This is a genomic window from Actinocrinis sp., from assembly GCF_035946395.1.
Lineage (GTDB): Bacteria > Actinomycetota > Actinomycetes > Streptomycetales > Catenulisporaceae > Actinocrinis.
In genome coordinates this window covers 26,344-36,398 of sequence record NZ_DASYZI010000038.1, presented here as the reverse complement: position 1 = coordinate 36,398, position 10,055 = coordinate 26,344, and the positions used below count along the sequence as shown (strand labels likewise).

Below are 10,055 nucleotides of genomic sequence, written 5' to 3'. Positions count from 1 at the left end.
CGGCCCAAGCGGCGTCCCCAGCGGCGTCCCCAGCGGCGGCCCCAGCGGCGTCCCCAGCGGCGTCCCCAGCGGCGGCCCAAGCGGCGGCCCAAGCGGCGGCCCAAGCGGCGGCCTGAGCGGCGTCCCCAGCGGCGTCCCAAGCGGCGGCCCGAGCGGCGGCCGCCTTCGCCCTCGCGTCGCGCACTAGCTCGCCAGCTACGCGCGCCGACTCCAGGTCGACGATCGGCGGCAGGTTCCTGATCCGCTCAGCCACGGCCGGATCGATGCGCTCGGTCACCGACAGCCACGTCGGCAGGTAGGTGCGGATCAGCCAGTCCAGCGCCATGTAGCCACGCGTCTCACGGTGGCCGTCGTCGCGTGTGCCCAGCAGCTCGGGAATGAGGGGCTTGAGCTGCTGGCGCTTGTCGTTGGGCAGCACGTCGTTGAGGCTGCGGCCGAACGCGCCGAGGGTGGGGCAGACGCACTGCGGCCGGTCGGTCCATTCCTCGCCGGCCATGTAGGCGGCGGCTTCCAGGAGGCAGTATTCGTCCTCGGTGGCGGAGTGACCGCCGCTGGCGAGGATGAGGGCGTCCAGGTCGAGTGCCCGGACGGGAGTGAATGTGGTCATCAGGGTCCTGTCGATTCGGTTCGGTCCGTCAGGGAAGTGAGGGTCTGGGGGTGGGCCGCCCCCGTCGTGCGGGGGTTGGCGGGGGCGGCCCGTCTCCATCCCGGTCGGGGCGCCACACGCCGGCCGGGGCGGTCCCGCTGCTGCGTGCCCCGGGGCGGGGTTGGGGCGGCGTCGCAGCGGGGATCTAGCAGGTCACGACGGTGGCCCCACGCTCGGGATCGGCGCCGCGGGCAGGTACAGGGGTGCGAGGCCGCTGCCGAAGGTGCGGTCGGCGGCCGGCTGGCAGCCACGCTGACCAGGCCGGGGCGACGCGCACAGGCGGCCGTCGCCGGGGTAGTAGTCGTGCGCGACCGCCCAGTTGACCGCGCGGTAGTAGGCGCGCAGCAGTTCGCCGATGCGCTTGTTGTGCGCGCGGTCGCGGTCGTGGATTTCGGTGCGGTCGGGCCGGTAGCAGCTGACGCTGCCGTCCGGACGCACCCGCACCACTGCGGCGCCGGGCGCGAGCCGCTTGATTTGGTCGGCGAGGTGTCGACGCGCGGGATCACCCGCCCACTTATGCATCACGCCACCCCCGCCGGCTGGCGAGATCCGCCGTTGTACGCGGCTAGCAGCGTGTCCCGGTCGTCGCTGCTGATCTTCCGGGCCTTGACCGCCTTCGCGATCTGGCCAGCGATCTCCACACGTGCCGCGTCGTTCGTCGTGGCCTGCAACGCGGCAAGGAAGTCCGCAGCGAGCTGGTCGGCCATCTCCGCCGTCCAGCCTTGCGGCGGGCCGTCCGAACCGGCCGGGGCGGCGTTCTGCTCGTCGGCGCGGGTCAAGGCGGCAAGCACGGCTTTCGCCTCGTCCACCGTCAGCTCGCTGCTGGAAGTGATGGGGCGGCCGATGATGTCGGCGATCAGGCCGAGACGGTCCTCGCGGTTACTGCCGACACGCTTGCCGACCTCGGTGTTGACGGCCTTGAGAAGCGCCGCATTCGCCTTCGGCGCCTCGGCCGGGTTGGCCGCAGGCTGCTCGGCCGGAGTAACCGCCGATGGAGCAGAGGCCGCCGACGTGGGAGTGGCCCACGGGTCCTGATCCGGCTGCGGCTGCTTCGGCTTCGACCGTTCCATCGGGCGGTCCACCTCACGCTCGAAATCCGCCCCATCAGGAGCCGGAGCCGTGTACGAGCGCGGCGCCGTGGCACCCTCGGCCGCCAGCCCAAGCTTGCGCATCAACCAGTCGAGCGTGAACTCGGGCGCGGGCATCACCCCGCCGGGCTCCATCTGCCAGAACACCGAGCGCACCCCGGTGATCTCGTACTCGCGCGGCGACGGGATGCGCACGATCGCGTCAGCCTCGTATGACAGGTTCTTCTCGCCCTTGATCTTCAGGGCCTTGGACTCGGTGGGCTTGCCCTTCTCGACCACGGCCACCGTTTCCAGCCGCGCGATCAGGATCACGGGGCCGTCGTAAACCCGCAGCATGTTGATGATCCGGTTCCACCGCGCCTTGGCGATGTTCCACAAATCCATCGTGATCTGCACGTCACCGGTCAGCGGCCGGTCGGGATGCTTGCGCTTCTCCCGGTTGTTGGCCGCGGCCTGCGCCTCGTCGGAGAGCATGTCCCACAGCGTGCTGACCGCATCCACAACGATCGCGTGCGGCCTGCCGTTGCGCGGCGCCAGCGTCGCGGCGCGCAACGCACGCCCGATACCGACATAAGAGCCGTCGTGCTCCAAGATCTCGTAGCGGGCACCCGGCAGAATGCCGTACTGATCAGCCGCGCCTTCGCCGATCTCGCACCAGAAAGTGCGGTCGATCAGGTCGGACGCAGAGAACTCGGCCGCCGACCAAGACTTGCCGGACTTCTCAACCCCGGCGAGCACGACCAGTGGCCACGGCGGCTTACCGGTCGGCTTACGAGTCTTCAGCTCGGGAACGTCAGCCACGGTCGGCCACCTCCGGGTCGTGCTCGTCGAATCCGGCGCTCTCGCCCAGCAGCGCGTCACACGTGCGGTCGGCCAGCTCGGACCCGTACGCGGCAGCGCGCAACCACGTCGGCCCGTAGCTGTCGGGCAGTTCCACGCGCAGGGGGGCGATCGCCAGGCAGCGACGCATCCGCGCCAAAGCGGTCTGCGGGTGGTCGCCGAAGTCCTGCGCCATGTCCGCAGCCACCGCGGCGAGATCACCGTGACGACGCCGATACTCGGCTGCCACCGCGCGCCCGGCCTCGGTCACCGAAGCAGGAATCAGACCGGCCGCGAACAGGAGCTCGGCCGCGGTCTCGTGCGTCAACAGGATCATCGCTTCACCTCCATGGGGTGCTGCGGGTGATAGACGACGGCAAAAGTGGCCGGGCCGAAGCGCTTGGCGGCACGCTGCGTACCGTTCAACGCGGTGGTCACGCTCACACCGAGCTGGTGTGCCGCGCGGGCCACCTGTTCGAAACCGTCCAGGTCCGTAGCGGCGTGCACTTCAACCGTCACCACGGCGGGCAGCGGCAGTGCGGGGTGCGCGTCCAGGTGCCCCAGCAGTTGGCGCAGGCCGGCCAGCCGCGCGGCACGGGTCGGGGGCAGGCTCGTGGCGCTCACTGCTGCTCACCACCATTGCGGGCGCGCTCCAACATGCGGCCGTGCTTGCGGGTCAGCCGCCGGTGCCGCGCCAGGCGCAGCCGCGCACCAATCCGGTCGCAGGCCTCGTGCGTACCCACGTAAGTCGCCGACGCAGCGATCAGAGGAAACAGCAGGGCGATCACGCCGTCACCACCTCAGGCATCGGCGCGGGGAACGAGCCGTCCAGGTACGCCTTCACGCAGACCTTCACGCCCGCGACGACCACCGTCAGCCGCGCGGTGCGCTGCGTCCCCGACGGCCAACACTGCGCCGACGACGGATAGGCGTCGCCCAACTCGACCTGGCCGCCGCTGTACGCGGCCCACGCACCGATCGCCTCCCACGCTTTCGCGCTGTCGAAGTCGGTGTCGAGCGTCGCCTCGGCCAGCCACTGCGTGTTGTCAGCGCGCTCGCAGGAGACCTTGCGCACCGGCGGCAGCCCCAGGTTCGCGGGCAGGCCGAGGAAGTCGGTGAGCTCCGTGGTCAACTGCGACAAGGCCAGTTCGCGGCTCACCGGGCCACCGCCAATTCCCCGTGCTGCGCCTCGATCGCGGCCAGAGCAGCGCCCGGAACCCGCTTGGGCAGCGGACACGGCAGGGCACGCACCGACTCAGCCAACTGCCCCCGGTACTCGACCGCGGCGACCCGGCTGACGAGCAGTTGGTGCGCGGCCTCCGTACGACCCAACTGCACGTCCATCGCCACCGCGGTACGCGCGGCCTGCTGCGCGAGCCGGATCGACTCGCCGTTCAGCCGCGCGATCTCCTCGTGCCGCTCACGCCAGAACGCCTCGTCGAAGCACGAGAACACGAGCGGGTGCTCACGATCACGCTGGATGGGCTGGTACAACTGCGGTGCGGGAGCGAGGGACGGGGCGATCGGCGCGTCGACGGGGACCGGGCGGCCCAGCAGCGACAGTTCCACGTCGGTCAGCGGGGCGGGCAACGCCGAACCGGACGAGGCAGTCGACTTGGCGTGCTTGGGCGGGTGCGCGTTCAGGAACGGATTCATGGGGACCGGGATCGACGGGGCGTGCGCGGGGGCCAGGCCCACGTGCCGGGCCGGCTGCGGCTCGTCGTCCAGCACGGTGCCGGTCACCGGGATCGGCTGCGTCGGCTCGTCGTCGGCCTCCAGCTCGGCCATCGCCGACAACAGCTCCTGGTTGGCCTCGTCGTCCAGGTCCAGGACCTCCCGCAGCATCCCGGCGGTCACCACCGGCCGCGACACGGGCAGCTGCACGCGCGGGAACTCGTAGTCCTGCGGCTGCAACTCCACCGGCACGCCGGCACCGAACGCCTGCGGGCTGCCCAGCAGCTGCACGAACGGCACCCGGCCCACCGGCAGCTCACCACCACGCAACTGCTCCGACTCCGGACGCGGACGCGCGCTACGAGCACGGTGCTTGGTCTTCGCCCGCTCCGTACGCTTGAATGGACTCATTCGATCTGTCCTCTTCCTGTTGATCTCAGATGGATGGATCAGGCGGCTCACCGTTCGCACCGGTGGGCCGCACGCTTATGCGGCCTTGATGGCCTGCTTGGCCTCAGCGGCCTCGCGCTCGGCGATCCGCTTCATGACCGGCGCGAAGATCAGGTAGATCGCCTCGATCTGCCGGGCGCTCGGCGGTGGCGCTTCGGCAGCCACGCGCACGGAGTACTCGAATGCCGCGTCACCGAGACGGGCACGAAGCGCCTCACGGGAGAACCGGCCGGTGTATTCGCTGGCGCTCATGCCGGCGCTCCGACCAGGCCGTTTGTGGCGCCGAACCCGCCGAGCCGCTTGTGCAGCTCCCGTAACCCCTTCGCGGTGATGCGCACCTGCGAGGTGAGCACGGGCTCGTTGGTGTGCGGGTGCGTGTACGAGGTGGGTCGGCGCACCAGGCGCCCGTTGTCGACCTGCGCCTGGTACGGGCGGCCGTCGTCGTCGACCCAGCCGAGTTCGCGCAGGGTGGCGAACAGGCGGTTCTGCCCGGTGGAGATCAGCGGGTCACGGTCCAGGATCTGGGCGGCGTCGCGCACCGAGTAGTCACCGGTCGCGGTGGCCAGGACGTCCCACGCATGCGCGGATGGCGCCAACTCGGCGACCTTCGTGGTGAGTTGCTGCTCGCGTTCCAGCGCGGCGACGTACCGCTGCGCCATCTCCAGCTCGCTCATCGGCTTGTCGGCCGCGTAGGAGCCGGTGCGGCGGATGGCCGGGATCACTTCGTGCGTGATCCAGCGCTTGAAGGCGCGGGCGCCGGGCACGTTGCTGCGCAGGATCAGCGTGTAGAGGCCTGACTCGTTGACGAGGTTGGCCGACTGAACGCGCAGGTCAGGGAAGGTGTCTGCGAAGTTTAGGGCTTCTGACCTGCGGAAGTTCCGCTTGTCCTCATCGTCGACCATTGCGAGCGCGACGGTGGTGTTGGTGTGCGCGAGCACCGCGCAGACGTCCGCAGCGACGAACCACGGCCCGTCATCGATGGCGACCGTGCGCACCGGCTGACCGGTCGACGGGAACACGAAAGGCTGAATCTCGGTCACTGCTCACCTCCTCGCTTGTCAGCGTTAGCAAACTCTGCCGTCGCGGGCATAAAAAGATCATCCATGGGTGCGCCAAGAGCCGCCGAGAGGCGCTGCGCCAGGGCCGCCGTCACACGCTTTTTCCTGCCCGTGAGCAGATCGCCGATGGTGGAGTGGCTTACGCCAGCCACTTCGGCGAGGCTGCGGACGCTGTGCTTCGTGACGCGCGGCGTGTTTTCGATCCGCAGCTTCAGCGCTTCGCGGTCACGGACCTCTAGCGGGTTGCGGGGGCGCATTCATTCTCCTCGTTTGCGTTTGCTAACACTGACGCTACCCATCGCACGACGGAACGTCAACCAATGCCAACCTGCGCCCTGGCGCGTGCGTCATCAAACGCAGACAATGTGTCCAGGAAAGCCACGGCTAGGGAGAGTGACCATGCCCGCCAGCACATCCACGCTGCGCGACATGATCCGGGAAGCGTTAGACAACGGCGCCACGTACCGGGAGCTTGAGGCGCGAGCCATCGATCCAGTGACCGGCAAGACTGCCTCACGCTCAGTCTTCATCGACACCATCAGCGGCAAACTCGATCGGATGCCCTACGAGTACCATCTACGCGGCGTTGCCGCAGCCCTCCGTGTGCCGTACGAGCGTGTGCGCCGGGCGGCGATCAACCAGTGGCTGCCCGCCGAAGAAGACCCGGTCGATGCAGTGATCAACGAGTGGATCCCCCCCGAAGTAGACCCGGCCGAGGCCGAACGTCTGGGTGCGATCGAGCACGTTCGCCGGGTCCGCGATGCCGCCGACCGCTTCTTAGCGCACCTGGACCAGCTGGACCAGCAGGAGAAAGAGCGCGGAACAGCATGATCGAATGCCACGCACTACCAGAGCTCGATCAGCGCCAGGTCCTCCCAGCGCTCGCCTCGGTCGGGTTCGTGCTGGCCGTTTAGACTCAGGCCACCGTTGATCAGGACAAGCCCACGCCGCTGCCGGGGTATTATGTCCGCGCCGGATCCGGCCCCCTCAAGATCGCGCAACCACTCGTCCGCATCATCGCGAACAGCTGTGGCCCATTCCCGCGCCTGGGCTCTCCAATGGACGTAATCGTCCACGCCCGCCACCCTTCTGACGCCCCGTCAGGTTCATCAAGACCCTTACGTAGAGTCACAACTATGGCAGACGCCTAGAAGCAGATCTATCCGTAGCACTTATTTTAAGTGCCAGAATTTGCCACACTAGCCACACGAATACAACAAACAGTCACGAAACGCATCAACCCCTGCGGACTACACATCCCGCAGGTTCAACCGACGCGCCTCGTCCAACGCCCGCACCGACCCGCTAACGCGCCACCGACGTCACGCCCATCCCGAGCCGCCAGCCGCCGTGCACGCGGCCACCGCTGTCTATGCGGCGAGCCCGCCTCACGGCCTGACGCCGAGTCCCCGCTGCTGCTGTCCTCTCCAGGTACCTCATAGAATTGACATCATGAGTGTGTCCGGCTGCGCTGAATGCGTGCCTCTAGTCAAGGAGATTCGGCACCACAGGAGGATGACCTGCTAGGCTCCTTCACCAGCGAACTACAGGAGAATCGCCCGGAGACTTCGCGAGTTCCTCGACCAGATCTCGCCGGAGGATTTCGAGGCCTGATCCGTTGGGCGTGATTTCGGCGCTCCGGCGTGGCGTGCGCGGCGGTCGTTGACGTCGGCAGGGCGACTGCGTACGGTCGGCAGAGCCCGCTTGGGAAGCGTGGGATCGGTTGGAGTCGGCGCTACGCCTGCTCGGATGTGGGGTTGGCGGGGGTCGGCCATATGGCGGCATGGAACGTGCCGGTTCGGCTGGTCGGCCAGGTGCAGTCACCGGTACGGAGGGTTTGCCGCACCGGCTCGGGATGGGAAGACAACAGACAGGGGAGGATCCCCGGTCCGGGTCGGCGCGCGGAACCCACGCGGCCGCGGCGGACGGCGAGCGGTCGGCACGATGTGCAGGTTGCACGGTCTTGACAGGTGGCACGGTTTGCGGTTTGCACGGCGAGCGGAACGGAGGTCGGCGTGAACGCGATTGCCAATGGCACGCGGGACGCTGCGCCCGACCCGTTCGAGTCCTTCGGGTATCGGGGCACCGTGGCGTGCGCCGCGGCCGGGATCACCTACCGGCAGCTGGATTACTGGGCACGTACCGACCTCGTGCGCCCCTCGCTCACCCCCGCGGCGGGTTCCGGGGCCGGGCGGCTGTACAACTTCCGCGACATCTTGATCCTCAAGATCGTCAAACGGCTGCTCGACACCGGCGTGTCGCTGCACAACATCCGCGCGGCCGTGGCGCACGTCCACTCGCGCACCAGCGCGCAACTCGCGGGCATCACGCTGATGAGTGACGGCGCGACCGTCTACGAGTGCACCTCCGCCGAGGAAGTGGTCGAACTCGTGCACGCCGGGCAGGGCGTCTTCGGCATCTCGGTCGGCGCGGTCTGGCGTGAGGTCGAGACGGTGCTCTCCCAACTGCCGGGCGAGCCGGTGGACGGCGCGACCACCGAGCCGTCCGGTGCCGTGCTCGGCCACGGCGTCGTCGACGAACTGGCGCTGCGTCGCCGTTCCCGTGCGGTGTGAGTCCTGCACAGTGTGAATCCTGCGCGGTGTGAGCCCTGCGCGGTCTGATTCCTGAACGGCCTGATTCTGCACAGTCTGATTCCTGAACGGCCCTGCCGCAGGGAACCCGCTCTGCGTTGCGCGTAGTCCTCATGACTGATCGCCGGTGGTGGCGGCGGGAGCGCGGGGAGGCGGGACGCGGATGACTCAGGATGCGGGCGCGGGCGGCGTGCAGACGGACGGCTCGCCACAATCGGACGAACAGCCGGAGAAGCAACTGGACGAACAACCGGGCGAACAGCCGGCGGTGTACGTCACGACGAGCCGGCGACGGCGATTGCGTCGCGCCTATCAGGCTTTGTCGATAGCCACAGTGCTGTTCTTTCTGCCCGTGTCCTTCGTTCGGCTCAGCACCGACGCGTATGTGCGTTCCGTCTCGACCGTCCCGGCCGAGCCGGTCGGGATCGTCTTCGGCGCCGAGGTCTACGGGGACACCCCGAGCGCCTATCTCGCCTCACGGCTCGACGTTGCCATCGCGCTGTGGAAAGCGCACAAGATCAAGGTTTTCCTCGTATCCGGTGACAACTCCAGTCCGGACTACAACGAGCCGAAGGCCATGCGCGACTACCTTCAGGCACACGGCGTTCCCGCTGACCTGATCGTGCTCGACTACGCCGGCTTCGACAGCTGGGAGACCTGCGACCGGGCCAAACGCGTGTTCGGCGTCGATCACGCGATCGTGGTGAGCCAGTCCTTCCACGTCCCGCGTGCCGTGTATCTGTGCCGCGCCGCCGGGATCGAGACGTACGGGGTCGGCGACGGAGATGTCGCATGGGCGCTCGGGCACCAGGAGTATCTGCGGGACACTTCACGGGAGGTCCTCGCCGGGATGAGCGGCATGTACCAGGCGGCGTTCAGGCCGAATCCGACGTTCCTCGGCCGGCGGGAGACCGGTATCGCCGACGCGCTGCGTGCCGCCGGTTAGCGGTGTGGGTCACGCCGCCTTTGCGCGATACAGCAGCAGAGGATCCACGGCCTGCAATGAGCTGATCTCCTCGACCGCGAAGCCGGCGGTTGTCAGACAGCTGACGATCGTCGCGGGGGAGTGCCACCAGGCCGTCGTCGGCAGCGTCGCGCCGCTGTGCAGTCGGTAGTGCTCCGTGTACGGCGCTCCTTCCCAGTCGGGATCCGGCGGCCCGAGGTTCGTGTCCCTTTCCACGACGGCGAGCGGCGCACCTGGACGCAGCACTCGTCGCGTGTCCGCCAGCAGTCCGACAATCAGGTACGGGTGCGCCAGATGGAGCAGCACGCGTTGTGCGACGGCTGCCGTGCACTGCGCGCGGCGCAGCGGAATCCGCCCACGCGAATCCGGGAGCGTGCGCACGACCCACGCGTCACGGAATCGGCCGGCGCCGAGGCGGTGCATCGCAGGGGAGACGTCGAACGCGTAGACGCGCAGCCAGTGCCGGTCGGCCAGACGCTGCGCGAGGGCGCCCGGGCCGCAGCCGAGTTCCAGTACAGAGCCGTCCGGGCGCCCCGAGACGCGCCGTGACTGAGCCGGTCGTGCGGCGGCCTCCAGCACGGGCCAGACGGTGTCGCGCTCGGCCTCGTCGTCGCGGTTCGCGTAGGTGGCCGCGATCCGCGGATCGCTCCAGCGGGTGGCCGGGCGGCCGTCCGCCCCGAGCGGCGGCTGATCGCGCGGGAGCCGCGAGGGATGAACCGGTTGGACCGGCAGCACGACGGTTGCGCCGGTTGGAGTAATCGACGC

At 68.8% G+C, this 10,055-nt stretch carries 16 protein-coding genes; 3 read left to right on the top strand and 13 right to left on the bottom strand.

The window, feature by feature from the left end; translation table 11 throughout:
* The 11 genes from VGS97_RS02810 to VGS97_RS02760 form a co-directional block, all read right to left on the bottom strand.
* A partial coding sequence (locus VGS97_RS02810; RefSeq protein WP_326851578.1) for a hypothetical protein occupies positions 1 to 607 on the bottom strand: 607 nt, incomplete at its 3' end.
* A 192-nt stretch (positions 608 to 799) separates the two neighbouring features.
* A complete protein-coding gene (locus VGS97_RS02805; protein WP_326851577.1) occupies positions 800 to 1,168 on the bottom strand; it encodes a hypothetical protein in 369 nt (122 codons plus the stop codon).
* Positions 1,168 to 2,535: an AAA family ATPase gene (locus VGS97_RS02800; protein ID WP_326851576.1), complete on the bottom strand. Its 1,368-nt coding sequence runs from the start codon at positions 2,533 to 2,535 to the stop codon at positions 1,168 to 1,170. Before VGS97_RS02800 ends, VGS97_RS02805 begins: the two co-directional genes overlap by 1 nt.
* A complete protein-coding gene (locus VGS97_RS02795) occupies positions 2,528 to 2,890 on the bottom strand; it encodes a hypothetical protein (RefSeq protein WP_326851575.1) in 363 nt (120 codons plus the stop codon). Before VGS97_RS02795 ends, VGS97_RS02800 begins: the two co-directional genes overlap by 8 nt.
* The gene (locus tag VGS97_RS02790; RefSeq protein ID WP_326851574.1) at positions 2,887 to 3,177 is read right to left on the bottom strand and encodes a hypothetical protein; all 291 of its coding nucleotides are present in this window, start codon (positions 3,175 to 3,177) and stop codon (positions 2,887 to 2,889) included. Before VGS97_RS02790 ends, VGS97_RS02795 begins: the two co-directional genes overlap by 4 nt.
* Complete coding sequence (locus VGS97_RS02785; protein ID WP_326851573.1) at positions 3,174 to 3,341, bottom strand: hypothetical protein; 168 nt, start codon at positions 3,339 to 3,341, stop codon at positions 3,174 to 3,176. The genes VGS97_RS02790 and VGS97_RS02785 overlap by 4 nt, the downstream gene beginning before the upstream one ends.
* Entirely contained in the window at positions 3,338 to 3,712 is a 375-nt protein-coding gene (locus VGS97_RS02780; protein ID WP_326851572.1) for a hypothetical protein, read from the bottom strand. Before VGS97_RS02780 ends, VGS97_RS02785 begins: the two co-directional genes overlap by 4 nt.
* On the bottom strand, positions 3,709 to 4,638 hold the full coding sequence (locus VGS97_RS02775; protein WP_326851571.1) for a hypothetical protein: 930 nt from the start codon (positions 4,636 to 4,638) through the stop codon (positions 3,709 to 3,711). Before VGS97_RS02775 ends, VGS97_RS02780 begins: the two co-directional genes overlap by 4 nt.
* Before the next feature lie 75 nt (positions 4,639 to 4,713).
* The gene (locus tag VGS97_RS02770) at positions 4,714 to 4,929 is read right to left on the bottom strand and encodes a hypothetical protein (RefSeq protein ID WP_326851570.1); all 216 of its coding nucleotides are present in this window, start codon (positions 4,927 to 4,929) and stop codon (positions 4,714 to 4,716) included.
* Positions 4,926 to 5,717, bottom strand: a complete 792-nt coding sequence (locus tag VGS97_RS02765; protein ID WP_326851569.1) for a phage antirepressor — start codon at positions 5,715 to 5,717, stop codon at positions 4,926 to 4,928. Before VGS97_RS02765 ends, VGS97_RS02770 begins: the two co-directional genes overlap by 4 nt.
* Positions 5,714 to 5,992: a helix-turn-helix domain-containing protein gene (locus tag VGS97_RS02760; RefSeq protein WP_326851567.1), complete on the bottom strand. Its 279-nt coding sequence runs from the start codon at positions 5,990 to 5,992 to the stop codon at positions 5,714 to 5,716. Before VGS97_RS02760 ends, VGS97_RS02765 begins: the two co-directional genes overlap by 4 nt.
* 142 nt (positions 5,993 to 6,134) lie before the next feature.
* On the opposite strand from VGS97_RS02760, the gene VGS97_RS02755 reads away from it, so the two are divergent.
* Complete coding sequence (locus VGS97_RS02755; RefSeq protein WP_326851566.1) at positions 6,135 to 6,566, top strand: hypothetical protein; 432 nt, start codon at positions 6,135 to 6,137, stop codon at positions 6,564 to 6,566.
* Positions 6,567 to 6,580: 14 nt separating this feature from the next.
* On the opposite strand, the gene VGS97_RS02750 is transcribed toward VGS97_RS02755, so the two are convergent.
* A complete protein-coding gene (locus tag VGS97_RS02750) occupies positions 6,581 to 6,811 on the bottom strand; it encodes a hypothetical protein (protein WP_326851565.1) in 231 nt (76 codons plus the stop codon).
* 939 nt (positions 6,812 to 7,750) lie between these two features.
* Here VGS97_RS02750 and VGS97_RS02745 point away from each other — a divergent pair.
* Together VGS97_RS02745 and VGS97_RS02740 are read left to right on the top strand one after the other, a co-directional pair.
* Positions 7,751 to 8,308 (top strand): MerR family transcriptional regulator, encoded by a 558-nt coding sequence (locus VGS97_RS02745; RefSeq protein ID WP_326851564.1) that lies wholly within the window; start codon positions 7,751 to 7,753, stop codon positions 8,306 to 8,308.
* Between the two features lie 181 nt (positions 8,309 to 8,489).
* Positions 8,490 to 9,272: a SanA/YdcF family protein gene (locus VGS97_RS02740; protein ID WP_326851563.1), complete on the top strand. Its 783-nt coding sequence runs from the start codon at positions 8,490 to 8,492 to the stop codon at positions 9,270 to 9,272.
* 9 nt (positions 9,273 to 9,281) lie between these two features.
* Here VGS97_RS02740 and VGS97_RS02735 read toward each other — a convergent pair whose 3' ends face one another.
* Positions 9,282 to 10,025: a class I SAM-dependent methyltransferase gene (locus VGS97_RS02735; protein WP_326851561.1), complete on the bottom strand. Its 744-nt coding sequence runs from the start codon at positions 10,023 to 10,025 to the stop codon at positions 9,282 to 9,284.
* Positions 10,026 to 10,055 lie beyond the last annotated feature (30 nt).

What these genes read in the sequence shown, in the direction of transcription:
- VGS97_RS02795 (WP_326851575.1), bottom strand. Translation starts at nt 2,890, where the DNA reads ATGATCCTGTTGACGCACGAGACCGCGGCCGAGCTCCTGTTCGCGGCC.
- VGS97_RS02770 (WP_326851570.1), bottom strand. Translation starts at nt 4,929, where the DNA reads ATGAGCGCCAGCGAATACACCGGCCGGTTCTCCCGTGAGGCGCTTCGT.
- VGS97_RS02760 (WP_326851567.1), bottom strand. Translation starts at nt 5,992, where the DNA reads ATGCGCCCCCGCAACCCGCTAGAGGTCCGTGACCGCGAAGCGCTGAAG.
- VGS97_RS02740 (WP_326851563.1), top strand. Translation starts at nt 8,490, where the DNA reads ATGACTCAGGATGCGGGCGCGGGCGGCGTGCAGACGGACGGCTCGCCA.
- VGS97_RS02775 (WP_326851571.1), bottom strand. Translation starts at nt 4,638, where the DNA reads ATGAGTCCATTCAAGCGTACGGAGCGGGCGAAGACCAAGCACCGTGCT.
- VGS97_RS02805 (WP_326851577.1), bottom strand. Translation starts at nt 1,168, where the DNA reads ATGCATAAGTGGGCGGGTGATCCCGCGCGTCGACACCTCGCCGACCAA.
- VGS97_RS02755 (WP_326851566.1), top strand. Translation starts at nt 6,135, where the DNA reads ATGCCCGCCAGCACATCCACGCTGCGCGACATGATCCGGGAAGCGTTA.